Annotated in this window: 25 protein-coding genes; 13 read left to right on the top strand and 12 right to left on the bottom strand. The window is 62.5% G+C overall.

Translation table 11 applies throughout. From position 1 onward, the window contains the following. Positions 1–28: 28 nt before the first annotated feature. Positions 29–895, bottom strand: a complete 867-nt coding sequence (locus tag ACW9H9_RS22780) for an MBL fold metallo-hydrolase (RefSeq protein ID WP_457345421.1) — start codon at positions 893–895, stop codon at positions 29–31. A 104-nt stretch (positions 896–999) separates the two neighbouring features. Between ACW9H9_RS22780 and ACW9H9_RS22785 the strand changes: the two genes are divergently transcribed. Then, positions 1,000–1,905: a LysR family transcriptional regulator gene (locus ACW9H9_RS22785; RefSeq protein WP_457345419.1), complete on the top strand. Its 906-nt coding sequence runs from the start codon at positions 1,000–1,002 to the stop codon at positions 1,903–1,905. Positions 1,906–2,005: 100 nt separating this feature from the next. Beyond that, a complete protein-coding gene (locus ACW9H9_RS22790; protein ID WP_457345417.1) occupies positions 2,006–2,182 on the top strand; it encodes a hypothetical protein in 177 nt (58 codons plus the stop codon). On the opposite strand, the gene ACW9H9_RS22795 is transcribed toward ACW9H9_RS22790, so the two are convergent. Next, positions 2,166–3,062: a helix-turn-helix domain-containing protein gene (locus tag ACW9H9_RS22795; protein ID WP_457345415.1), complete on the bottom strand. Its 897-nt coding sequence runs from the start codon at positions 3,060–3,062 to the stop codon at positions 2,166–2,168. The genes ACW9H9_RS22790 and ACW9H9_RS22795 overlap by 17 nt on opposite strands. Positions 3,063–3,251: 189 nt before the next feature. Here ACW9H9_RS22795 and pobA point away from each other — a divergent pair, with 189 nt between their 5' ends. Then, positions 3,252–4,436 (top strand): 4-hydroxybenzoate 3-monooxygenase, encoded by a 1,185-nt coding sequence (gene pobA, locus ACW9H9_RS22800; protein ID WP_457345471.1) that lies wholly within the window; start codon positions 3,252–3,254, stop codon positions 4,434–4,436. A gap of 76 nt (positions 4,437–4,512) precedes the next feature. Continuing rightward, entirely contained in the window at positions 4,513–6,030 is a 1,518-nt protein-coding gene (locus tag ACW9H9_RS22805) for an MDR family MFS transporter (RefSeq protein ID WP_457345413.1), read from the top strand. A 10-nt stretch (positions 6,031–6,040) separates the two neighbouring features. Here ACW9H9_RS22805 and ACW9H9_RS22810 read toward each other — a convergent pair whose 3' ends face one another. Next, positions 6,041–6,880: a cache domain-containing protein gene (locus ACW9H9_RS22810; RefSeq protein WP_457345411.1), complete on the bottom strand. Its 840-nt coding sequence runs from the start codon at positions 6,878–6,880 to the stop codon at positions 6,041–6,043. Positions 6,881–7,274: 394 nt separating this feature from the next. On the opposite strand from ACW9H9_RS22810, the gene ACW9H9_RS22815 reads away from it, so the two are divergent. From ACW9H9_RS22815 to ACW9H9_RS22835, 5 genes are all read left to right on the top strand, one after another. Then, positions 7,275–8,648 carry a glutamine synthetase family protein gene (locus tag ACW9H9_RS22815; RefSeq protein WP_457345409.1) on the top strand — a complete coding sequence of 458 codons (1,374 nt, stop codon included), beginning with the start codon at positions 7,275–7,277 and terminating at the stop codon, positions 8,646–8,648. Positions 8,649–8,801: 153 nt separating this feature from the next. Continuing rightward, complete coding sequence (locus ACW9H9_RS22820) at positions 8,802–9,410, top strand: class I SAM-dependent methyltransferase (RefSeq protein WP_457345407.1); 609 nt, start codon at positions 8,802–8,804, stop codon at positions 9,408–9,410. Between the two features lie 113 nt (positions 9,411–9,523). Then, positions 9,524–10,657 carry a ribonuclease D gene (rnd, locus tag ACW9H9_RS22825; RefSeq protein ID WP_457345405.1) on the top strand — a complete coding sequence of 378 codons (1,134 nt, stop codon included), beginning with the start codon at positions 9,524–9,526 and terminating at the stop codon, positions 10,655–10,657. Next, positions 10,654–10,947 (top strand): YcgL domain-containing protein, encoded by a 294-nt coding sequence (locus ACW9H9_RS22830; RefSeq protein ID WP_457345403.1) that lies wholly within the window; start codon positions 10,654–10,656, stop codon positions 10,945–10,947. The genes rnd and ACW9H9_RS22830 overlap by 4 nt, the downstream gene beginning before the upstream one ends. A 109-nt stretch (positions 10,948–11,056) precedes the next feature. Further along, positions 11,057–11,989: a D-2-hydroxyacid dehydrogenase gene (locus tag ACW9H9_RS22835; RefSeq protein ID WP_457345401.1), complete on the top strand. Its 933-nt coding sequence runs from the start codon at positions 11,057–11,059 to the stop codon at positions 11,987–11,989. A 209-nt stretch (positions 11,990–12,198) separates the two neighbouring features. Here ACW9H9_RS22835 and ACW9H9_RS22840 read toward each other — a convergent pair whose 3' ends face one another. Then, positions 12,199–12,792 carry a nitroreductase family protein gene (locus ACW9H9_RS22840; protein WP_457345399.1) on the bottom strand — a complete coding sequence of 198 codons (594 nt, stop codon included), beginning with the start codon at positions 12,790–12,792 and terminating at the stop codon, positions 12,199–12,201. 153 nt (positions 12,793–12,945) lie between these two features. Between ACW9H9_RS22840 and ACW9H9_RS22845 the strand changes: the two genes are divergently transcribed. After that, positions 12,946–13,395, top strand: a complete 450-nt coding sequence (locus tag ACW9H9_RS22845) for a YcgN family cysteine cluster protein (RefSeq protein WP_457345397.1) — start codon at positions 12,946–12,948, stop codon at positions 13,393–13,395. A 13-nt stretch (positions 13,396–13,408) separates the two neighbouring features. Continuing rightward, complete coding sequence (locus tag ACW9H9_RS22850; protein ID WP_457345395.1) at positions 13,409–14,647, top strand: hypothetical protein; 1,239 nt, start codon at positions 13,409–13,411, stop codon at positions 14,645–14,647. A 14-nt stretch (positions 14,648–14,661) separates the two neighbouring features. On the opposite strand, the gene ACW9H9_RS22855 is transcribed toward ACW9H9_RS22850, so the two are convergent. From ACW9H9_RS22855 to ACW9H9_RS22865, 3 genes are all read right to left on the bottom strand, one after another. Beyond that, complete coding sequence (locus tag ACW9H9_RS22855; RefSeq protein ID WP_457345393.1) at positions 14,662–15,012, bottom strand: YgaP family membrane protein; 351 nt, start codon at positions 15,010–15,012, stop codon at positions 14,662–14,664. Positions 15,013–15,081: 69 nt separating this feature from the next. Beyond that, the gene (locus ACW9H9_RS22860; RefSeq protein ID WP_457345391.1) at positions 15,082–15,549 is read right to left on the bottom strand and encodes an RNA methyltransferase; all 468 of its coding nucleotides are present in this window, start codon (positions 15,547–15,549) and stop codon (positions 15,082–15,084) included. A gap of 102 nt (positions 15,550–15,651) precedes the next feature. Further along, positions 15,652–16,026, bottom strand: a complete 375-nt coding sequence (locus ACW9H9_RS22865) for a YajD family HNH nuclease (RefSeq protein ID WP_457345390.1) — start codon at positions 16,024–16,026, stop codon at positions 15,652–15,654. A gap of 147 nt (positions 16,027–16,173) precedes the next feature. Between ACW9H9_RS22865 and ACW9H9_RS22870 the strand changes: the two genes are divergently transcribed. Beyond that, positions 16,174–17,094: a ParB/Srx family N-terminal domain-containing protein gene (locus ACW9H9_RS22870; protein ID WP_457345388.1), complete on the top strand. Its 921-nt coding sequence runs from the start codon at positions 16,174–16,176 to the stop codon at positions 17,092–17,094. Position 17,095: 1 nt separating this feature from the next. On the opposite strand, the gene ACW9H9_RS22875 is transcribed toward ACW9H9_RS22870, so the two are convergent. Continuing rightward, a complete protein-coding gene (locus tag ACW9H9_RS22875; RefSeq protein ID WP_457345386.1) occupies positions 17,096–17,782 on the bottom strand; it encodes a spermidine synthase in 687 nt (228 codons plus the stop codon). A gap of 78 nt (positions 17,783–17,860) precedes the next feature. Between ACW9H9_RS22875 and ACW9H9_RS22880 the strand changes: the two genes are divergently transcribed. Further along, positions 17,861–18,148 carry a hypothetical protein gene (locus ACW9H9_RS22880; RefSeq protein WP_457345385.1) on the top strand — a complete coding sequence of 96 codons (288 nt, stop codon included), beginning with the start codon at positions 17,861–17,863 and terminating at the stop codon, positions 18,146–18,148. Here the strand turns inward: ACW9H9_RS22880 and ACW9H9_RS22885 are convergent. From ACW9H9_RS22885 to ACW9H9_RS22900, 4 genes are all read right to left on the bottom strand, one after another. After that, positions 18,145–18,618 carry a cyclic nucleotide-binding domain-containing protein gene (locus tag ACW9H9_RS22885; RefSeq protein ID WP_457345384.1) on the bottom strand — a complete coding sequence of 158 codons (474 nt, stop codon included), beginning with the start codon at positions 18,616–18,618 and terminating at the stop codon, positions 18,145–18,147. The two genes, ACW9H9_RS22880 and ACW9H9_RS22885, sit on opposite strands and share 4 nt — an antisense overlap. A gap of 81 nt (positions 18,619–18,699) precedes the next feature. Continuing rightward, positions 18,700–20,751, bottom strand: a complete 2,052-nt coding sequence (locus ACW9H9_RS22890) for a S9 family peptidase (RefSeq protein WP_457345383.1) — start codon at positions 20,749–20,751, stop codon at positions 18,700–18,702. A gap of 127 nt (positions 20,752–20,878) precedes the next feature. Then, the gene (locus ACW9H9_RS22895) at positions 20,879–21,259 is read right to left on the bottom strand and encodes a histidine kinase (protein ID WP_457345382.1); all 381 of its coding nucleotides are present in this window, start codon (positions 21,257–21,259) and stop codon (positions 20,879–20,881) included. Between the two features lie 91 nt (positions 21,260–21,350). Further along, positions 21,351–22,094: an EAL domain-containing protein gene (locus ACW9H9_RS22900; RefSeq protein ID WP_457345381.1), complete on the bottom strand. Its 744-nt coding sequence runs from the start codon at positions 22,092–22,094 to the stop codon at positions 21,351–21,353. Positions 22,095–22,153 lie beyond the last annotated feature (59 nt).

Below are 22,153 nucleotides of genomic sequence, written 5' to 3' on the forward strand. Positions count from 1 at the left end.
TGTCCTGCTCAGGGCGCTCTTTTTAATGTCACCACTGCATTTCGCCCTTGGCGACTTTGGCGCTGAGTTCCAGTGAGCTGTCGTCGGCCAGGTTCGGGTAACGCTGTTTCATCGCTGCGATCAGTGCGTCAGCGTCCTTGGCCTTGGCGGTTTCCTCGTCGAACGCCTGGATGTACTCGCCGGTGAAGGCCACCGATTGCAGCGACGGGGTGCCCAGGTAATGGCCGGGAATCACGGTGGCCGGTTTGAGCGACGCGATGCGTTGCAGGGTGGCCAGCCAGTCGGCGTGGGATTGAGCGCTCTGGGTGTCGGCCATCCACACATGGATGTTTTGCGCCACGACCACGCCGCCGACCACGGCCTTGATCGACGGGATCCACACAAAACTGCGGTCGGGTTGCGGGCCGTCCAGGCCGATGACCTCCAGGGCCTGGCCTTCCAGGTCTAGGCGATGGCCTTTGAGCACCTGGGGGATGACGGTTTTGGCGGGCTTGTCGGCGCCCATTTTCGGGCCCCAGAATTCCAGTTTTCCGACAACGGTGGCGTTGATGTGGTCCACCACGGGCTGGGGGGCCAGCACCTTGGCATCGGGGAAGGCGGCGGTCAGGGTGTTCAGGCCGAAGTAGTAATCCGGGTCGCCATGGCTGATGTAAATGGTGGTCAGGTGTTTACCGCTGGCGCGGATCTTTTGCACCAGTTCTTCGGCCTGGCCCTTGCCGAATTGCGCGTCGACCAGGATCGCGTCTTTCTTGCCGCTGACCAGCACCGAGCTCACCGGGAAAATCGCCGCTTCGCCGGGGTTGTACACCGTAAGGCTCAGGTCGGCCGCCGTGGCATGGGCGGCAAAGGCCAGGGCGGCACTCGCCAGGGCAAAACGTTTGAAGGTCAAAAACATGGGGCAGCTCCGCAATCGGTCAGGAATGCACAGAGCTTAGTTGCGTAGAACACAGCAAAAAATGCGATGCTGCGACATAGTTTGTTTCTAAAAGCGGGCAAATCATGGATCGTCTTCAGGCAATGCGGGTGTTTGTCACCGTGGTGGACCTGGGCAGCCAGTCGGCCGCCGCCGACCATCTGGACCTGTCGCGCCCGGTGGTGTCGCGGTATCTGGCAGAGCTGGAAGACTGGGTGGGCGCGCGCCTGCTGCACCGTACCACCCGCAAATTGAGCCTCACCGCCGCAGGCAGCGAAACCTTGCCCCGGTGCCGCCACCTGCTGGAGTTGAGCGACGACCTGAAGGCCGCCGTCAGCCAGCCCGACGACGCGCCACGGGGCGCTTTGCGCTTGAGCGTCAGCACCTCGTTTGGCCAAGCGCAACTGGCGCAGGCCATGGCGGACTACGTCAAACGCTACCCGCTGGTGAGCATCGATCTGCAAATGCTCGATCGCACAGTCAACTTGGTGGACGAGCGAATCGACCTGGCGATCCGCACCAGCAATGACCTAGACCCCAACCTCATCGCCCGCCCATTGACGGTGTGCCGCTCGGTGATTTGCGCCTCACCGGCCTACCTGCAAGAACATCCGCAGCCCTACACGGTGGATGACCTTGCCCGACATAACTGCCTGACCCATTCCTACTTCAGCAAAAGCCTGTGGCATTTCGAGGAGGGCGGCGAGCAAGTCTCGGTGCCGGTGCACGGCACGCTCAGTGCCAATGAAGCGGGCACCTTGTTGCGCCTGACACTGGCAGGCGCGGGCATCTCGATGCTGCCCAGTTACCAGGCCGCCGATTTTATTCGCAGCGGTGAGTTGATTCGCCTGTTGCCCCACGCCGAGCCCCGGCAGGTGAACATCTATGCGGTGTACGCCTCGCGCAAGCACATGCCGTCGGCGCTGCGCAGCCTGCTGGATTTTCTGGTGCAGCGCTTCCCGCCGGTGCCTGCGTGGGACGTGGGCCTGTAAGCCGACATAAACCTGTTGAATAGCGTCCGATAATGGCATCTCGCCTGTGCTGGCCTATGCTCAAGTCAGTACCTGCTTGATCGAACCTGAGGTGCCTGCCATGTCGATCAAAACAAGAAAGTACCTGATGATTGTCACCCTGTGCGCCGCCGCCACGGCGCTTTACGCCACCGCCGCCTACCGGGTCGAACAGACCCGCCTGCAACCGGGCTTTGCCTCCAGTTGCAATCACGATCACTGCGTGGCGCACCTGGCCAGTTTCAGCTCGCTGCGTTGAGGCTCTGGTCGGCCTTCAACTGTTCGCGAAACGCCTTGGGCGAATGGCCGACGCGTCGGCGGAACAGCCGTGAGAAGTTGGTGGGGTCGGAAAACCCCAGTACTTCTGACATCTCGTTGATGGTCATGCTGGTGTAGGTCAGCAAGCGCTTGGCTTCAAGCAATTGGCGGTCGTGCATGATCTGCAACGCCGGCTGCCCGCCCAGCTCCCGACATGTCCCGTTCAGGTGTGAGACAGAGATGCCCAGCTTGTGGGCCAAGTCTTCGATTTTGGGGTGTTCGCGGTAGTGCTGTTCCACCAGTTGGGTGAACTGGCGGAAATATTCCCGCGCCCGTGGCGGACGTGGATGACGGCGCTGGATGGCCTGGCGGCTGATCCACACCAGCAGCACGCTGACCAGCGCGTGCATCATCATGTCCCGGGCGGGCTGCTCGTCGACGTATTCATCCTGCAAGCGGGTAAACAGGCTGTTGAGGTAGTCACTGTCGCCGCCCGCCGCATAGCTGCCCAGGCTGGCCAAGCCGTCTGCGGCCGTGCCTTGCTGGGCCTGCAAATGCGCGACCAGCGGGGCCGCCAGGGTGACGACGTAGCCTTCGATGTCTTCGGAAAAACGAAACCCGTGCACACACAGCGGTGGCAGCACTTGCAGCGTCGATTCATTCAACGTGCTGCGCTGGCCTTCGATCTCCAACTGCGCCTGGCCTTTGTGCACGTACAACAACTGACACAAGTCCGCATGGCGGTGTGGCTGGATTTCCCATTGGTACTCGCGACTGCGCCTGGAGATGGTTTCACAGTGCAACAAATCCGGGGTCGGCCATTGCTGGCTTTCTCCGTAGAGTTTGAACACCGGGATCACAGGGCTGGCAGTTTTGGTCATGGTTTCAATCCGATACGCGGTGCGGTTGTGCGGTAATCGCCCCGATTGGCGAAAAGCGCAGGCTTTGGCTCAGTTTTCACCTTCTTATGCCAGCCACTCAAGTGAAAAATGCCAGCAACAAAGTGAATGACAACTCTTTCACCTAATCCGTTCGGGCAAAGACTGCGAGCCATAAAAATAATGAAAACGCTGAAAACTCAAGTCGCCATCATCGGCGCCGGTCCCTCGGGATTGTTGCTGGGCCAGTTGCTGCATAACGCCGGTATTCAAACCGTGATTCTTGAGCGCCAGGCGCCCGACTACGTGCTGGGGCGTATTCGCGCCGGGGTGCTGGAGCAAGGCATGGTCGACCTGTTGCGCCAGGCCCGCGTGGGCCAGCGCATGGACGCCGAAGGCCTGGTGCACGACGGTTTTGCCCTGGCGCTCAACGGGCAACTGACCCACATCGACCTCACCGCGTTGACCGGCGGCAAGAACGTGATGATCTACGGCCAGACCGAAGTCACCCGCGACCTGATGGCCGCCCGCACCGCCAGTGGCGCGACCACCTTTTATGAAGCCCGCGACGTACAGCCCCATGATTTGAAAAGCGACCAGCCCTGGCTGAGTTTCGAGCAGGGCGGCCAGCAGTACCGCCTGGAGTGCGACTACATCGCAGGTTGCGACGGTTTTCACGGTGTGGCGCGTCAGTCGATTCCCGCCCACGCGCTGAAGGTTTTCGAGCGTGTGTACCCGTTTGGCTGGCTGGGTATTTTGTCTGACACCCCGCCGGTCCACGATGAGCTGGTGTACGCCAAGCACCCGCGTGGTTTCGCCTTGTGCAGCATGCGTTCACCCACCCGCAGCCGTTATTACGTGCAAGTGCCGGCCGACGAGTCGGTCGACAACTGGTCCGATGCGCGCTTTTGGGACGAACTCAAGGCCCGCCTGCCCGCAGCGCTGGCCGAGCAGTTGGTGACCGGCCCGTCCATCGAGAAAAGCATCGCGCCCCTGCGCAGTTTTGTCGTAGAGCCCATGCAGTACGGCCGTCTGTTCCTGTTGGGCGATGCGGCCCATATCGTGCCGCCCACTGGCGCCAAAGGCTTGAACCTGGCGGCGAGCGATGTCAGCACCTTGTTCAATATCCTGCTCAAGGTGTACGGCGAAGGCCGCGTGGACCTGCTCCAACAATATTCGGCCATTTGCCTGCGCCGCATCTGGAAAGCCGAGCGGTTTTCCTGGTGGATGACCTCGATGCTGCACCGCTTTCCCGAGGCGGATGATTTCAGCCAGCGCATTGCCCAGAGCGAGCTGGAGTACTTTGTCGACTCAGAGGCGGGGCGCAAGACCATTGCAGAAAATTACGTCGGGCTTCCTTACGAGGCTATCGAATAGCCAGCTATCGAGTAAGATGACGAGCATTCCCGCAGGGCCTCCCTTTTCCTGCGGGCCTTTGCTTGCAGGTCCTGCCGTGACTCACCTCAATCAGCCCGCTCCCGCCGTTCCCGCTGTGCGCAGTATTCTGGTCGCCCTGATGCTGGCGATTTTCCTTGGGGCCCTGGACCAGACGATTGTCGCGGTGTCCATGCCGGCCATTTCCGCGCAATTTCATGATGTGAACCTGCTGGCCTGGGTGATTTCCGGCTACATGGTGGCCATGACCGTGGCCGTGCCGATCTACGGCAAGCTGGGCGACCTGTACGGGCGCCGCCCCATGATGCTGATCGGCATGGGCCTGTTCACCCTGGCCTCGGTGTTTTGTGGCATGGCCCAAAGCATGGAGCAACTGGTGCTGGCGCGGGTGCTGCAGGGCATCGGCGCCGGGGGCATGATTTCGGTGAGCCAGGCGATTATCGGCGACATCATCGCGCCCCGTGATCGCGGACGTTACCAGGGCTATTTCAGCAGCATGTACGCAGCCGCCAGTGTGATCGGCCCGGTGTTGGGCGGCTACATGACCGAGTACTGGTCATGGCGCTGGGTGTTCTTGATCAATATTCCCCTGGGCGCCGGTGCCTGGTGGGTGGCGCATCGCACCCTGGTGGGGCTGCCGGTGCCGCAGCGCAAACCGGTCATCGACTACCTCGGCACGCTGTTGATGATCGTGGGCCTGACCGCGCTGCTGCTGGGCATCACCGAAGTCGGCCAGGGCCATGCCGTGCGCGACCCAGAGGTGTTGAGCCTGCTGGCGTGTGCGCTGGTGGCGCTGAGCGTGTTTGTGTGGCACGAACGCCGGACGGCGGAGCCGTTGCTGCCCATGCACCTGTTTGCCAACCGCAGTGCGGTGCTGTGCTGGTGCACGATTTTCTTCACCAGTTTCCAGGCGATCTCCCTGACCGTATTGATGCCGCTGCGCTACCAGACCGTCACCGGCTCCGGCGCCGACAGTGCGGCGCTGCACTTGTTGCCGCTGGCGATGGGCTTGCCGGTGGGCGCTTATTTTGCCGGGCGCCGGACGTCGGTGACCGGGCGCTATAAACCGATGATTCTGATCGGCGCCGCGCTGAGCCCCCTGGCGATTCTGGGCATGGCGTTCAGCGCGCCCCAGGCGGTGGCCCTCACCAGCCTGTTCATGTTGCTGTGCGGGATCGCCGCCGGCATGCAGTTCCCGACGTCGCTGGTGGGCACGCAAAACTCGGTGGAGCAACGCGACATCGGCGTCGCCACCAGCACCACCAACCTGTTCCGCTCGCTGGGCGGCGCGGTGGGGGTGGCGTGCATGTCGGCCTTGCTGTTGGCGCTGTTGCAAGACGCCAGTTTTGCGCACTTGGCCAGCGGCGCCCTGACCGCCGAAGGCCATTCTGGCAATGTGCTACTCGACGGCCTCAACGCCGCTCCGGGCCCGGCGCAGGACGCGCTGCGCGGTGAGTTACTGCTGACCTTCCGGCATTTGCTGATGGTCAGCGCGGCGGTGTCGTTGCTGGGGCTGGCGGCGGCAATTGCCATGCCCAACCGCCTGTTGCGCGGGCGGGAGGACACGGCCAAGTAACCGGCGTGCATCAGGGGCTGTAATACCCCACCGCCACGACGAAATGCCCGCTCTTGCGCAAGTACGCATGTTTGTTCTCGACCTTGTCGGTCACCGGGTTTTTCCAGCGGTAGGTGTATTCCCCCTGATCCTGCTCGGCCATCAACGCCAGGATCGGCTCGCCCACGGGCTTGCCGTCCGGGTCCTTGATCTTACTGAAGTCGGTGTTCACCAGGCGCGGGTTGGTGCCGTGGGCCACGTAACGGTGGGTCTTGAGGTCGACCACAAACACATAAAGGTCGTCCTGCAGGAAGCCACCTTGCATCGCATTTATGGCTTTGATGGTGGTGCTTTCGTCCTGCTCGAGCGCCTTGACCGTCTTGTTGCGCAGCGCTCGGGCCTGTTCCGGCGAGGCCCTTGGCAGGTAATAGCCGACGGCCAGGATGCGCTGGCCGATGCGCTGGTAAAACACGTGCTTGCGCTCCACCTTGCCGTCGTTCCAGTTTTGCCAGCGGTACTCGGTCTGCTGGATGCCCTTGTCGTCGGGGGTGTTGAGTACCTGTTTGAACGACTGACGCAATTCAGGGCCCAGCACCTCGGACACATCCCGGCCGATCAGCGCGGAGGAGGGCCCGCCACTGGCCAGCAGCACGCCGTGGGTGTCGACTACGAACACATAGCGGTCCTGATCGACAAATTCGCCCTGGCGGCTGAACGCCGCGAATGCCTTGTCGCCATGGGCCCGGTAATACGCCAGGGCTTTTTCCAGCAGGGTCTTGGCGGCCTGGGCGTCCTGCGCCTCAGGTGTCGCCGCGTGCGCCTGGCTGAAACACAGCAGCAACAGGCAAACGGTGCGGGTCACAATGTTCATAAACATCTCCCTTGTTTTTGTCGGTGCCGCAAGCTTAGTCCGCCATGGCGGATGCGAAAGTTTAGCGATGGTGTAACCAAACTCCGTCAAGACTGAATTTAACTGGCCTATGCAGGCGTGTGACGCTGCCCGGCATGTTTTCTCTGTGATCCTTGCATGGACGGTTGCCCCGACACTCATCCCCAGACACTGCCTGGCGCCGTTGCGCCGAGCCGTGCGGCGGTGGTCGAAGCCTTGCCGTCCGAGCTGGCCTTTTGGGCCCTGTGGCACTGCCGTCACGCCCGCCCACCGGATAACCCTCTCCTGCGTTAAACACTCCGTGGATGCCGCGTGCCCGCACGCATCCGACTGGCGGCCGCCTGTGCCTGCCTGACGCCGACGTATGAGAGTTCCCATGAGCACCGCCTTTGCCACGCTGCACGAAGCCCAGCTGTTTCTTGCGCAAAACCCCGATATCGAACTGTTCGAGTTGTTCATCCTCGATAACAACGGCGTGTCCCGGGGCAAGCTGTTGCACCGCGATGAATTGCTCGCCGTGTATGAGAGCGGGCGGCCGTTGCCCAGCACCATCCTGGGCCTGACCATCAATGGCGACGATGTGGAAAACTCCGGCCTAGTCTGGGACGTGGGCGATATCGACTGCCGCGCCTACCCGCTGGGCGGCAGTTTGCAGCGCATGCCGTGGCGGCTGATCCCGACGGCGGCGGTGCAGGTCAGCATGCACCCCACCCAAGGCATGCCCGCCACCGTTGCCGACCCCCGGCATTTGCTGGCCAAGGTCATCGACGGGCTCAAGGCCGACGGTTACTACCCGGTAATGGCTGCGGAGTTGGAGTTCTACCTGCTCGACCAAAAGCCCGACAGCCACGGCCGGCCCCAACCGGCGCTGGACAACGACGGCGGGCGCCCGCGTGCCACGCAGGTCTACGGCCTGCGGGAGCTGGAGCAGATCGAGCCCTTTCTCGCTGACCTCTACAGCGCCTGCAAGCTGCAAGGCATTCCGGCGCGCACGGCCATTTCCGAATACGCGCCGGGCCAGGTGGAAATCACCCTGGAACATCGCAGTGATGCGTTGCAGGCCATGGACGACGCGGTGCGCTACAAGCGCCTGGTCAAAGGCGTGGCCCACAAACACGGCATGACTGCCTGCTTCATGGCCAAACCCTTCGACGACCTGGCTGGCACCGGCATGCACATGCACGTGAGCCTGGCCGACCGCGACGGTAATAACCTGTTTGCCAGCGAGGCGCCGGACGGTACGCCGCTGCTGCGCCACGCGGTGGGCGGCATGCTCGCCACGCTGCTCGATTCGTTGCTGCTGTTTTGCCCCAACGCCAACTCCTACCGGCGCTTCCAGACCAACAGCTACGCCCCGCTGGCCGCCACCTGGGGCGTGGACAACCGCACCGTGAGCCTGCGAGTGCCCGGCGGGCCTGCGTATTCGCGGCACATCGAGCACCGCATTTGCGGCGCGGACGCCAACCCGTACCTGGCCGCCGCGGCGATCCTGGCGGGCATTCATCAGGGCATCCGCCAACAACGCGACCCCGGCGCCCCGGTCGAGGGCAACGGCTACGCCCAGGCCACGGACTTGCTGCCCACCGACTGGCTTACCACGTTGCGCGCCCTGGAAGGCTCTAGCTGGGCGCGAGAGGCCTTTGGCGAGGCGTTCCTGGGGGTGTACCTGGCGGTCAAGCGCGCCGAGTATCGGCAGTTCATGGGGCAGGTGGGCGAGCAGGATTGGCGCTGGTACTTGCACCAGGCCTGAACATGAAGGCGGTGTGCCCAGACAGTCAACTGACAGCTTTTGCAGCCGATACTCGCCCTTTGTGCAGGTGACGAACGCCCGGCGTTTCTCACCTTTTTTTCACGTAGCGCTGGTTAAGCTGCGAGTGTCTGGTCCCTTTACAAGAGCTGTTTGATGCCGTCGCAAACCCCGTCTGCCATCGAAACCGAGTTCACCGAGCGTGCTGACCGCGAGCACGCCCGCGTGTGTGACGGTGCCCGCACGCCCTTGCTGCGCCGCCTGGCGTTGTGGCGCGACGCGCGCCTGGTGCGCCGGGCGCTGAAAATCGCTGGCGAGCCAGGCCTGGTGCTCGACCTGGCCTGTGGGGCCGGGCGGTTCTGGCCGGTGCTGGCCGAATATGGCAACCGGGTGGTGCTGGCGTCGGACAACTCCCAGGCCATGCTCGACCACGCCAGCAGCCATCACCCGGCCGCCTTGCTCAAGCGCATCAAGACCTTCCAGGGCTCGGCGTTTTCCATCGAACTGTCGCCCAATGCCGTGGACTGCATCTTTTGCCTTGAGCTGTTTCGGCATGTGCCGACCGCACAAGGCCGCCTGGCCTTGCTGGCGCAGTTCCATCGCGTCACGCGTGACACCGTGATCGTTTCGGTGAACAGCGACGGCAGTCATCACCCTCAGGTGGAGGAAGAGTTTCGTCAGGCGGGTTTCAAAATCCTCAACTTCCAGGAGTTCCTACCGGGCTCGGCCCTGTGGCGGGTCTATGTTCTGCGTAAGAGAGGATAACTTCCCGCTGTGTGACTACTCTTCATCCCTTGTAGGACTTTTCATGGTTGTGCGGATGCTCACCCGTCCCTTTCGCGATATATACTGCGCGCCATTCTTCAAGGGAGAGCCGTGTGGCCATCGATATTCACTGGATCTGCGACAACGATAGCCTCGGCCAGCACTGCGCCGAGTGGCAGCAGTTGCCATTCGTCGCCCTCGACACCGAATTCATGCGGGTCGACACCTTTTACCCCATCGCCGGGCTGATCCAGATTGGCGACGGCGTTCGCGCTTACCTGATCGACCCCCTGAGCATCGACAACTGGCAACCGTTGGCCGCCTTGCTGGAAAACCCGGCGGTGATCAAGGTAGTGCACGCCTGCAGCGAAGACCTGGAAGTGTTGCTGCGCCTTACCGGCAGCCTGCCGGTGCCGTTGTTTGACACCCAATTGGCGGCCGCTTACCTGAACCTGGGTTTTTCCATGGGGTATTCGCGCCTGGTCCAGGCGGTTCTCGATATCGAACTGCCCAAGGGTGAAACCCGTTCCGACTGGCTGCAGCGCCCGCTCTCCGAGACGCAAGTGAGCTACGCCGCCGAAGACGCCCTGCACCTGGCCGAAGTCTACAAGCGCCTGCGCCCCAAACTGTCTGACGACAAGTACGCCTGGGTGCTGGAAGACGGCGCGGAGCTGGTGGCCAACCTGCGCCGCGAAACCGACCCGTTTGAGGTCTACCGCGAGGCCAAGCTGGCCTGGAAACTGTCCCGTGCCCAACTGGCGGTGCTGCGTGAGCTGTGCGCCTGGCGCGAGCAGCAGGCCCGCGCCCGTGACCTGCCGCGTAACCGTATCGTGCGTGAACACTCGTTATGGCCCCTGGCCAAATCCCAGCCGGATAACCTCACCGCCCTGGGCAAAATCGAAGACATGCACCCGCGTACCGTGCGCCAGGATGGCGAGTTTTTGCTCGACCTGATCAAGCGTGCTGGCAGTGTGCCGGTCGACCAGTGGCCACCGGCCGTGCCTGAACCGTTGCCGGTGGACGCCGCCGCGCTGATCAAGCAACTGCGCGCGCTTGGCCAGGCCGAGGCCGAACGCCTGGAGATCGCACCCGAACTGATGCTGCGCAAGAAAACCCTTGAAGCCCTGGTAAAAAGTGGCTACCCCAACGGACCTTACCAATTGCCCGATTCGCTGCGTGGCTGGCGCCGCAAATTGATGGGCCAGGCACTGCTCGACAGCCTGGCCACTGCCGGAGAACAGCCTTGAAACGTATTTGCTCCATCTATCGCAGCCCCAAACGCGCCGGCATGTACCTTTACGTGCTCAAAAGTGACGCGCTGGAACGTGTGCCCGAGGGCCTGGTGGCCGTGTTCGGCAAACCCCAGCACGCGTTTGACCTGGTGCTGACCCCCGAGCGCAAGCTGTCCCAGGAAGACATTACCCAGGTGCTGGCAAACCTCGACAAGCAGGGTTACCACCTGCAAATGCCGCCTGCCGAGGACGAGTACATCGAACACTTGCCCGAAGAGCTGCTGCGTCGTAACGACCCGATGTGATGGTCGGTGCCCTGGCGGGCACCCGTGCCAATGGAATTCAACTTTTTTGGTGGTGGTCGCAAAGGACGGTGGCCTGCGCCTGCCTGCACCGTTTTTGAAGGTTTTAACCATGCGCGTTCTGATTGCCGAACACGATCACCCGTTGTACGCCGGGCTGCTGCGCGAGGCGGCGCCCGACCTTGAGGTGCTGACCAGCGGCGACTCGGCCGAACTGTCCCGCCAGGCCGCCGACTGCCCGGTATGGCTGGGCCAGCCGGACCTGCTGGCGACGCTGCTGCGCCAGGGCCATCAACCCCAGTGGCTGCAATCGACCTGGGCGGGCATCACCCCGCTGCTGGCCGAAGGCCTGCGCCGCGACTACCGCCTCACCCGTGCCGTGGGGATTTTTGGCCAAGTGATGGCTGAATACGTGCTCACCTACATCCTGGGCCACGAGCGTGAAGTACTGGCCCGGCTGGTCAGCCAGGTGGAGCGCAAGTGGGATAACCGCCTGGGCCAGAGCCTGGTGGGGCGCAAGGTGCTGATCGTCGGCACCGGCGACATCGGCCAGAGCGTGGCACAGTTCCTGCTGCCGTTCGGCGTGAAACTCTACGGCATCGCCAGCACCGCACGTGAACAGACCCCGTTTGTCGAAGTCGCCGCACTGGACCAACTGCCGCGCCTGGTGGGCGAGGTGGACTACGTGATCAACCTGCTGCCCAACACACCGGACACCCACGACCTGTACGACGCGGCCTTGTTCAAGCAATTCAAGCCCACGGCCCTGTTCATCAACGTAGGGCGCGGCGTGGCCGTGGTGGATGCCGACCTGGTGGACGCCCTGAAAGAAGGGCACCTGGCAGGGGCCGTGATTGACGTCTGCCGCCAGGAACCCTTGCCGCAACGGCACCCGTTCTGGACCGCCTGGGGCTTGCTGCTGACCGGGCACAGCTCCGCGCCCACATCGCCTGCGATGATGGTCGATTTATTTGTGCAAAACCTGCGGGCCTATCAGGCCAAGACCGCGCTGCGCGGTGAAGTCAGCTTCGAGCGAGGCTACTGACCCCAAGGCCGGCTGCTCTTGATTTAAGCGCCCTGTAAAGTCGCGCTGGGCCATGGATGGCCCAGCACGGCGAGCGTCAGCGAGGTGCCGAGTGGTGGGGCAAAGCGTTTTTGGTTACTTTTGGCGCTCTTCCAAAAGTGACCCGCCGTAAGGGCGGCCCCCCCCAGCAGCCATCACCGCAGCAACGGATAAGCCTCCAAAAGCCCACCTCAAAGACCGAAATCCCCCTCAGACACCAACTCACTCAGAGGCCTGCGCGGACTCGGCACCTCTCGCGCCTGCAGATAATCCGCCAACGTCGCCTTGTCCCCCAACTTGCCGATCGCCACTGCCGCATGCAACGCATACCCCTGCGGAATCTTCAGCTCCTTGCGCGTCAGTTCCTGATCGAACCCGGCCATGCCATGGGTATGCCAGCCACTCAAACTGGCCTGCAACGCCAAATGACCCCAGGCAGAACCCGTGTCGAAGGTATGCCACAACGCTGGCGTTTCCTCGGTGGCACCGGGCGCCAGAAAATCAGTCTTCGAGGCAATGATCACCAGCGCCGACGCATGCTGCGCCCAGCCACGGTTGAACTCGTTCAACAGGCCCAGGAAGCGCTCCCAGTCCGGCGTGTCGCGGCGCGCATAAAGAAAGCGCCAAGGCTGCGAGTTGTACGCCGACGGCGCCCAGCGCGCAGCTTCGAAAAAGCTCAGCAGGGTATCTTTGGGGATGCTTTCGCCGGTAAATGCACGGGGCGACCAGCGGTCGGTGAACTGCGGGTGGATCGGGTAATCGGCAACGCGCGCATGGGTGCTCATGAACAGATCCTGACGGAAAAACGGGGCTCAAAACTACTGCGCCACCGCACGCCTGACAAGTCTTGTCATACCGACAGTCGCTGATGCTTGGCCCCGGCGCCCTTGGGCACTAGACTGGCGGCCTTTTAACGTTACCGATACCGATGTAGAGCCATGGCCGCTAAAGTCGAACCTTTCTGGATCCGCAAAACCCTTGAGCACCTCGACCAGGAGGAATGGGAATCGCTGTGCGACGGCTGCGGCCTGTGCTGCCTGCAAAAGCTCGAAGACGAAGAGGACAACAGCGTCTACTACACGCGCATCGCCTGCAAACTGCTGGACCTCAACACCTGCCAGTGCACCGATTACCCCAACCGCCGGGCGTCGGTGCCCGACTGCATCCAGCTCACCCCGGGCCAGGCCGACCAGTTCAAATGGCTGCCGCCGACCTGCGGTTACCGCCTGGTCAGCGAGCGCAAGGACCTGCCGTTGTGGCATCACCTGGTGTGCGGCGACCGCGACGCCGTGCACCATGAACGCATTTCCCAATCCGGTCGCATGCTCAGCGAAGGCAGCGTGCCCGAGGACGATTGGGAGGATTACCTGATTTTTCGCGCAGGCTGATAAAGGAGTGTCTATGAAGGTTGCAGCCAAGCTGGCGGCGGGCCTGGTACTGCTGGCGTTGAGCGCGCAGGGATGGTGCGCGAAAAAGGTCGACTTGGATTACCACGTCAAACTGCTGCCCCAAAGCGATCAGGCCGAGGTGCGCGTGAGCCTGTCTCGGGGTTCGGCGGTGCGCAGCTTGAACTTCGACCTGGGGCACGACGGCGACTATAGCGACTTCAAGGCCGACGGCCAGTGGCACGTGACCCCGGGCGCCGCCGGGGCCAACAGCCGGGGCCTTTGGCAACCGGCCGCCGACAACGCCAGCCTGACCTACCGCGTGCGCCTGACCCATGCGCGCAAAAAAGGGGTCTATGAAGCCCGCATGACGCCCAGTTGGGCGCTGTTTCGCGGCGAAGACCTGGTGCCCACGGCAAAACTCGATCAGCAGGACGGCGTCGAGTTGGTATCACGCCTGAGCTTCGACCTGCCGCCGGGCTGGAAAAGCGTCGAAACCGCCTGGCCGCGTGTCGGTAAAAACACGTTTCGCATCGACAACGTCTCGCGCCTGTTCGACCGGCCCACCGGCTGGATGCTCGCCGGTACGCTGGGCAGCCGTCGGCTGCGCCTGGGCGAAACCGAAATCACCGTGGCCTCGCCCAAGGGCCAGGGCCTGCACCGCATGGAAGTGCTGACGCTGCTGACGTTTGTCTGGCCGCAGGTGCAGGCGGTGTTTCCGCGTCACCCGGACAAACTGCTGGTGGTGGGGGCAGGCGATCCGATGCGGCGCGGGGTGTTCGCCTCGCGAGACTCGATTTACCTCAACAGCCGCACCGCCCTAGTCAGCGAAAACGGCAGCAGCCCGTTGATACGTGAAGTGGTGCAGGCCGTTGGACGCTTCAAGGACCATCAGAACAGCGACTGGATCAGCGAAGGGCTGGCCGAGTATTACTCGATCGAGTTGCTGCGCCGCGCGGGCGGCATCAGCGATGACCGCTATACCGCGATCCAGACGCGGTTGAGCAAGCAGGGCAAGGGCGTGACCACCTTGCGCGGCGAGCGCATCAACCCGGCGGCCGTGGCCCGGGCGGTGGTGTTGCTGCAAGAGCTGGACCGCGAGATTCGCCTGAAGACCCACAACAAACGCTCGCTCGACGACGTGACGCAAGCGGTGATGCGTCTGAACAGCATCACCACCCAAGAATTCGTCGAGTTGGCGCAGAGCATCATCGGGGAGTCGTCAGTGGTGCTCGACAGCGCGTTGCTGCACTGAATGCCAGGCGGGGCTCAGACAGGCGCTTTTACGGCTTTCTCGGCAGCCACTTCGGCCTTGGTCTTGAGGTTCTTCAATTCTTCGCCCGCACGTTCAATTTTCGTGCGCACGCTGTTCATTTCCTGACGGCTTTTTTCCAGCAGTTCTTTGGCCGAGCTGTGTCCGGTAATCCCGCGGGCCAGCGCCACGCCGCCAATCGCCACTTGAATCAGGCCAAAGATCCCGCCACGGCGCAGGCCCTTGCCCATCATCACCACCCCACCGGCCACCGAGCCGATGCGCTCCCAGCCGTGCACGTTTTGCGCAGGCGGGGTCTGAAAAGGCGTGGTTTCAATAACAGGTCGCAGGGTTTTGGTGTCGCTCATGATGCGTCTCCAACAAGGGCATAAGGATATGCAGCTGACTGCGCACAGGCCGTGGATGTTCCCCAAAAATCAGTATTTGGGGCCCGAACGGGTGTTATTACCCTTGGCCAGGCGGTCGTAAAGCACCACGTTGACGGTGGCGGCGAGGTTCATGCAGCCGGTGGTCGGGATGTAGACCACGTCTTCGCACCAGTCGCGGATGTCTTTGTCCAGCGAGCCGTCCTCGGGGCCGAAGATGTACAGCGCACGGTCGGGGTGGGTGTATTCGGGAAGCGGGCGGGCGCCGTCCACCAGCTCGACCGCCACGGGGACGCAGCCCAGGGGCAGGATTTTTTTCAGGTCATCGATGCCGATCAGCGGAATGTCGTGGTGGACCTTCTTGGTGTCGGTGATGAAATCCCGCGCGCGCTCATAGCGTTTGCCGGTGTAAAACACCGACGCCACGCCATAACAACCGGCGGCGCGCATGACCGAACCGACGTTTTCCGGAGATTTGGGGTTATACAAACCGATGCAACTGTAGCGTTTATTGCCCACGGAGGGTGCTCTTGAAAAAAGGCGGCAGTATAGCGGGGAGGGGCTGAGCGACAAGCGGCAAGTGACGCGCCCGCCGCCTCTTGCCGCTGGACGCTGGGCAACTCACCCGTCTTTTTTCATCAGCCCCGCCAATGCCGCGAACGGGTTGTGCGTGGCCTTGGCAATGGTCGGGCTGCTGGTGGAGCCTTCGCCAAAGTATTGCTGGTCGGTGTACCGCGAGTGTTCGTTGTCGTGGCAGTACAGGCACAGCAATTCCCAGTTGGAGCCGTCCTGGGGGTTGTCGTCATGGTTGTGGTTGCGGTGGTGCACGGTCAGCTCGCTCAGGCGTTTGCCGGAGAACTCACGGGTGCAGCGGCCGCAGACGTGCGGGTACATTTTCAGGGCTTTGTCGCGGTAGCCCATTTCCCGGTCGCGCTGGGCATCGGCGAGGATGCGGTCCAGCTTGGCGGTGTGGGAGGGCGGGTTGGTCGAGCTCATCATGGCTCCTGTCTTTTGGTGGGTCACGGTACGGTGGATTCTAGCCGCTTGCCGGGCAATAAGCCCCTGGCTTTTTCAGCGGCGGTACAGGCTGTGTGCGGCAATTGTTTGTAATATCGGCGCACCTATCAAGAAGGATTTGTGTTCATGCGCCTGCATTCATGGCCCGTTGCGTTGCTGTTGTGTGCCTTTACCCTGCAAGCCCAGGCCTTTTCGACGCCCAAGCCCGGGCAGGTCATTGAAGTGACGCTGGCGCAACTGCACCCGACCCAGGCGGTGGTGGGGTTTGACCAGATTCACTACAGCCTGGCGGTGTTTGCCGAGTCGCCCGCCAAGGTGTTCGACGAATATTGCGAGAACAACGGCCAGGGCGATGCCGACAAAGTGCCCAAGCACGCCGACCTGCACCAGCCGTCCAGCTTTACCTGCGCGAGCCCGGTGGGCACGCATCCCGAAGAGATGAAAACGGTGATCGTCGGCCCCGGTGGCCAGTTGTACCTCACCGATGGCCATCACAGCTTTACCACGCTGTGGGAACAGCCCGGCGCGGGCCCGCAATTGAAAATGTGGGTACGTGTGACGGATGACTTCAGCGACAGCCCGGACCTCGCCACGTTCTGGGCGCGCATGCAGCAGACGCACAAGACCTGGCTCAAGGACGGCCAGGGCCGCCCGCTGGCCCCGGCGCAATTGCCGGCGCACCTGGGCTTTGCGCAGATGCAGGACGACCCTTTTCGCAGCCTGGTGTACTTCACGCGCAAGGCGGCCTATGGCAAGCCGGATTCGGGGGCGGTGGCGCCGGAGTTTCTTGAGTTCTATTGGGGCGACTGGCTGCGCACGCAGATTGACCTGCACACGTTCAACTTGAACAAAAAGCGGGGCTACCAGCAGGCGATCGAGGCGGTGGCCCAGCGCATGGTGAGCCTCGCGCCTGACGCGCCAGTGGGCGACAGCGGGTTTACCGCCCGGCAACTGGGCGGGCTGGGGACGCTTGATCGCAAGGAGTTGAACAAGACCCTCGACAAAAAAGTGCCCTACGTGATCGAGTACCGCAGCTCATCGCACTGATTCAGCCCTTGAGTTTTTCGGCGATCCAGATGGTATGCCGCGTGCCCTTGTTGCCGTGGGCATACACCTGCACTTCCTCGGCCTTGAACCCGGCCTTGCGCAGTTTTTCGCTGAAGTGCCTGTCGGCACTGGCCGACCACACGGCCAGCACGCCCTTGGGCCGCAGGGCCTTGGCGCAGGCGCTCAGGCCACCGGCGGAATACAGCCAGCTGTTGGCCTTTTGCGTGAGGCCTTCGGGGCCGTTGTCGACGTCCAGCATGATCGCGTCAAAGCCGTTCGGCTCGGCTTGCAGCACCTTGGCCACGTCTTCCTGGCGGATCAGGGTGCGTGGGTCTTGCAGCGGCTGGCCGGACTTGTCCCCCAGCGGCCCGCGATTCCACTCCACCACGCCGGGCACCAGTTCGGCGACCACCACTTGCGCATCCTTGCCCAGGTGCTTGAGGGCCGAGGCGAGCGTAAAGCCCATGCCCAGGCCGCCGATCAACACCCGTGAACCGGGCCGCCCGGCGACCTTGCGGCAGGGGATTTCGGCCAGGGCGTCTTCAGAGCCATGCATGCGCGTGTTCATCAACTGACCACCGTCGCCGCCCTGGATCTTGATGACAAAGTCTTCGCCGTATTCAAACAGGCACAAGGCGCCGCCATTGCCAGGGATGGGAGCGGTGTCCAGCAGAACGAAACGTTTCATGTAAATCTCATTGGGAAGGGCATTCTTGCGCGGTTGAGAGTAGCCTTGCGGCATTACGGTCAGGCCATGGAGCCATCGATGAAGTGCAGCATTCTAACGGTCATTGTATGCAGCGCGCTCACCCTTGCCGGTGCAGCGGGCGCTCAGGAGTTGCAAACCGTGCCGATTCCGCCCGCGCCCACCCCGGGTGCGCCGGGTACGGCAACGCCCACGCCCTACCCACAAGTGACGCCGCCGGTCACGCCCAAACCGGCCGGCAGCGGTGAGCCGTTGTTGCCGCCGATCGAGATGCCCAAGCCGCCCAAGGACCAGACGCTGCCGGGCCTGCAACAAAACGACAGCAAACCCAAGTCGCCCGGCGGCTAAAGCGTTTGGGAGAGTAACTGCCCGTCCGCCATGCGCAGGCGTTTGGACAGGGCAATGGCAATCGCGCGGATAATTTTGGCCGCAATTTTGGGCGCCTCGTTGAGCATTTTTTCCAGGGAATCCTTGCCCAGGTTCAACAGCATGCAGTCGCTGGCCGCCACGCAGGTGGCTGAACGCCGCTCGCCGTCGAGTACCGCCATCTCGCCAAAGGCGCGACCGCTGCGCAGGATGGCGATGGTCATGCGCTGGCCCGTGTGGTTGGTTTTTTGCACCGCCACCTGGCCGGAGTGAAGGATGCACATGAAGGTGCCCGCATCGCCCTCCAGGAAAATCACCTGGTCGCGGGCGATGGTGCTGATGTTGAAATACCCGGCAGCCACGTGAAAGTCTTCCGGCAGCAGCGGGTCGAACAGGCCGCAGTCCATCAGCATGTCGCGAATTTCGGTGTTGAGTAGCATGGCTTCAGGCATCGCTTGCAGTCTTTTCGGTCGGTCAGTCTGGGCGGTTCGCCCGGCGGTGCAGTCTTCGACAAGGCCGCCGGGCAGAGTTCCTTAAACCCGTCCCAGCGCCTTGAAAAAAAATGCATATTCGAGCGCTACGTCACGTAATCCCTGATACCGCCCGCTCATGCCGCCGTGGCCTGCGCCCAGTTCGGTCTTGAGCAGCAAGGGGTGGTCATCGGTCTTGGTGTCGCGCAGCTTGGCCACCCACTTGGCCGCCTCCCAGTACTGCACGCGGCTGTCGTTGTAACCGGCGATCACCAGCATGGCCGGGTAGGCCTGGGCGCGTACGTTTTCGTACGGCGCGTAGGCCTTGATGCGCGCATACACCTCGGGCTCCTGGGGGTTGCCCCATTCGTCGTATTCGGTGACGGTCAGCGGCAGATCCGGGTCGAGCATGGTGTTGAGCGTATCGACAAACGGCACTTCGGCGATCGCCACCTTGAAAAGCTCCGGGCGTTGATTGAGTACCGCCCCCATCAGCAGCCCCCCGGCGCTGCCGCCGCTGATGGCCAGCTGCTGGGGCGTGGTCAGCCCTTCGGCGATCAAGTGTTCGGCGCAGGCAATAAAGTCGCTGAAGCTGTTTTGCTTGTGCTCCTGCTTGCCTGCGCGATACCAGGCTTCACCCAGCTCGCCGCCACCGCGCACGTGCGCAATCGCAAAGGCCACGCCACGGTCCAGCAGGCTCAGGCGGGCATGCGAGAACCACGGGTCGAGGCTGTGGCCGTAGGCACCGTAGCCGTACAGGTACAGCGGCGTTGGCTGACCCAACTGGTCGCGGCGTACCACAAGGCTGATGGGCACTTGCGTACCGTCGACCGACGTGGCCCACAGGCGCTGGCTGACGTAATCGTCGGCGTTGAACACCCCCAGCACCGGGGTTTCCTTGAGTACCTGCTGGGCGCCGTCTGCCAGTGCCAGGCGGCGGATCTGGGCCGGGCGGTTCAGGGCTTCGTAACGCAAGCGGATGTGGTCGCTGGAAAACTCCAGGCTGTTTTGTACGTGCAGGCTGTAGGCCGCGTCTGGCAGGTCGACGCGATAAGCCGGCTGGCCTTGTGGGTGAACTTCGATGACCGGCAAGCCGCCCACCCGCAGGCTCAAGGTCATGGCCGACGCGTTGAGGGTCACGCCGTCGAGCATCACGGCGTCATCGTGGGGGATCAGGTTTTGCCAGTCGGCCTCGGTGGGCACATGAGCGGTGTCGGGTGCCTGGAACAGGGCGAAGTTGATGCCGTCGCGGTTGCTGCGGATAAACCAGGCCCACTGGCCGTCCAGCAGGCCGTGGTCGACGTCGTAGTCATGGTGCTCGACCCGCGGCGCCAGGCAGGTGAATGCCTGTTGCGGCTGGTTGGCGTCCAGCGCCCAGGTTTCGCTGGTGGTCTTGCTGCCCAGGGTCAGCAGCAGCTTCTGCTCGGAGCTTGAGCGGTAGCAGTGCAGGAAGAAACGTCCGTCGGGCTCGTGGAACATTTCGTGCGCACCGCTGCCGCCCAGGTGGTAGCGGTACAGTTTGTGCGGACGGTGGGTGTCATCCAGCTCGCCAAAAAACAGGGTCTGGCTGTCGTTGGCCCAGGTCATGCTGCCGTCGCAGTCCTCAAAGGGCAGTTCGCTGACGTCGCCGGTGGTCAGGTCCTTCACGTACAGGGTGTAAATCTCGTCGCCGCTGGTGTCCAGGCTGTAGGCCAGGCGGCTGTGGTCGGGGCTGACGCTGAAGGCGCCCAGGGAGAAAAAGCCGCCATTGGCCAGCGCGTTGGCGTCCAGCAACAGTTCCTCGGCGCTTTCGTCTACCCGCAGGCTGTCATCGGCCGGACGCGGGCAGCGGTAGTGGCGGGCGTACTCGTCACCGGCGGTGGTGCGGCTGTAATACAAGTACGGGCCCCACGGGGAGGGCAGCGACAGGTCGGTTTCGAGGATGCGGCCCTTGATCTCCTCGAAGAGGGTTTCGCGCAGGGCCTGTTGGTCGGCCGTTTGCGCCTCTTGCCAGGCATTTTCTGCCTTGAGGTAGTCGAGCACTTCGCCGCTGTCGCGGTCCTGCAACCAGGCATACGGGTCGGCGCCCGGGGCTTTGCGGGCGATCGGGGCAGTGAGGGGCGTCGATGAAGGCATGGATCACTCTCGGTCTGGCGGTGGGCCGATGGGAGTGCCGCGTCGGCACGGGAAAGTGTCCATCATAACGGCTCCGTGCCGGGCGCGCTTGGCGCGACTTGATGTTCCAGGGCGCCAGGCGACACTGTCACGGATCGATAGCCTGCATGAAGGCCTTGATGGTTTCGTGATCAGGCGGATGGGCAAGGGTTTTGATCGTCTTTGAACCGGGCGCCGGTAGCAAGGTGAGCGGATCAAGCGGCGGGCTTTCGTAAATCAAGGTGTGGCGAACAGCAGAGCAATAGCGAAAGAGCGCAACGAGGCTGGATGCCGAGGTGCCTGTCAACGCGCTGTTAACCACCAACAGATCAAACGGCGTCACCGCGTTTTCCACCATGGTCAAAAGCTCATCGAGACTTGTGACCGGCGCTATTCGATGGTAGCCCTGGTGATTGAGCATTTTTTCGATGCTCAGGCAGCGCTCGTGCAGCGTGTCCACCACTAGGATACGTAAAGAGGATGTCGGCATTTTTAATCCCTGTGTGGCATAGGTAGAGAAGGCAGGCGGCATCCATGCCCGCCCGCAGGCGTACGTCGAACTGTCTTGATTAACGGATTGGTCAAGGCTGGAGGTGCCCCGTTTGCGGGTCGGCTTTTGGGTAAAACCCGCTGCAGAGATCGTTGTGGGTCATTGGCTTTGCAAAGAAATAGCCCTGCCCGTAACGGCAGCCCATCTCTCTCAGTTGTTTGTGTTGTTGCGTTGTTTCAATGCCTTCCGCCACGACGGACACGCCCAGGGATTCGCCCAACGCGAGCGTGCTGCTGATAACGGCGCGCGAGCGCGGGCCTTCATCAAGTGTGCGAACGAATTCGGCGTCCAGTTTGATTTCGTTGAAGGGCAACTGACACAAGCGGTGCAGGGATGAAAACCCGCTGCCGAAGTCGTCTATGGATAACCCGCAGCCCATCATGCGCAATCGCACCAGGTTTTCCAGGCACGTGGCGCAGGCGTCCATCAGGCCGGTTTCTGTCAGCTCGAAAGTGATCCCGGACGCCGGTAGCTGGAAGCTCGACAGGGCAGCCTCGATCCGGGAAACCAGCGCGGTGCCCGAGAGCTGTGAAGTGTCCAGGTTGAACGCGATATTCAGCGATTTTCCCTGCTGTAAAAAAGACCGCTGTAATTGCAACCCCTGATTCAGTTGTTGGAAAAACAGCTCATCGAATAAATGGCAGCGCTCAATGACCTGCATAAAAACAGCCGGTGACACAAGCTGCCCCGAAGGATGGTTCCAGCGCGTGAGCGCCTCGACGCCGGACATCTGACGGGTGACCAGATTGAATTTTGGTTGGAAATAGGCCTGCATCTGGCCTAGTGTACTGTTTTCGAAATAATTTACTTATTGACTACGGCTTCAAGTGCCTC

This window comes from Pseudomonas sp. SDO5215_S409, from assembly GCF_054071325.1.

Bases quoted from the DNA above. Each gene is read 5' to 3' on its own strand.
- ACW9H9_RS22900 (WP_457345381.1), bottom strand. From the start codon at position 22,094: ATGCAGGCCTATTTCCAACCAAAATTCAATCTGGTCACCCGTCAGATG.
- ACW9H9_RS22795 (WP_457345415.1), bottom strand. From the start codon at position 3,062: ATGACCAAAACTGCCAGCCCTGTGATCCCGGTGTTCAAACTCTACGGA.
- ACW9H9_RS22815 (WP_457345409.1), top strand. From the start codon at position 7,275: ATGAGCACCGCCTTTGCCACGCTGCACGAAGCCCAGCTGTTTCTTGCG.
- ACW9H9_RS22780 (WP_457345421.1), bottom strand. From the start codon at position 895: ATGTTTTTGACCTTCAAACGTTTTGCCCTGGCGAGTGCCGCCCTGGCC.
- ACW9H9_RS22855 (WP_457345393.1), bottom strand. From the start codon at position 15,012: ATGAGCGACACCAAAACCCTGCGACCTGTTATTGAAACCACGCCTTTT.
- ACW9H9_RS22845 (WP_457345397.1), top strand. From the start codon at position 12,946: ATGGCCGCTAAAGTCGAACCTTTCTGGATCCGCAAAACCCTTGAGCAC.
- ACW9H9_RS22875 (WP_457345386.1), bottom strand. From the start codon at position 17,782: ATGAAACGTTTCGTTCTGCTGGACACCGCTCCCATCCCTGGCAATGGC.
- ACW9H9_RS22880 (WP_457345385.1), top strand. From the start codon at position 17,861: ATGAAGTGCAGCATTCTAACGGTCATTGTATGCAGCGCGCTCACCCTT.
- ACW9H9_RS22785 (WP_457345419.1), top strand. From the start codon at position 1,000: ATGGATCGTCTTCAGGCAATGCGGGTGTTTGTCACCGTGGTGGACCTG.
- ACW9H9_RS22820 (WP_457345407.1), top strand. From the start codon at position 8,802: ATGCCGTCGCAAACCCCGTCTGCCATCGAAACCGAGTTCACCGAGCGT.
- ACW9H9_RS22835 (WP_457345401.1), top strand. From the start codon at position 11,057: ATGCGCGTTCTGATTGCCGAACACGATCACCCGTTGTACGCCGGGCTG.
- ACW9H9_RS22810 (WP_457345411.1), bottom strand. From the start codon at position 6,880: ATGAACATTGTGACCCGCACCGTTTGCCTGTTGCTGCTGTGTTTCAGC.
- ACW9H9_RS22840 (WP_457345399.1), bottom strand. From the start codon at position 12,792: ATGAGCACCCATGCGCGCGTTGCCGATTACCCGATCCACCCGCAGTTC.
- ACW9H9_RS22885 (WP_457345384.1), bottom strand. From the start codon at position 18,618: ATGCCTGAAGCCATGCTACTCAACACCGAAATTCGCGACATGCTGATG.
- ACW9H9_RS22865 (WP_457345390.1), bottom strand. From the start codon at position 16,026: ATGAGCTCGACCAACCCGCCCTCCCACACCGCCAAGCTGGACCGCATC.
- ACW9H9_RS22890 (WP_457345383.1), bottom strand. From the start codon at position 20,751: ATGCCTTCATCGACGCCCCTCACTGCCCCGATCGCCCGCAAAGCCCCG.
- ACW9H9_RS22790 (WP_457345417.1), top strand. From the start codon at position 2,006: ATGTCGATCAAAACAAGAAAGTACCTGATGATTGTCACCCTGTGCGCC.
- ACW9H9_RS22870 (WP_457345388.1), top strand. From the start codon at position 16,174: ATGCGCCTGCATTCATGGCCCGTTGCGTTGCTGTTGTGTGCCTTTACC.
- ACW9H9_RS22895 (WP_457345382.1), bottom strand. From the start codon at position 21,259: ATGCCGACATCCTCTTTACGTATCCTAGTGGTGGACACGCTGCACGAG.
- ACW9H9_RS22850 (WP_457345395.1), top strand. From the start codon at position 13,409: ATGAAGGTTGCAGCCAAGCTGGCGGCGGGCCTGGTACTGCTGGCGTTG.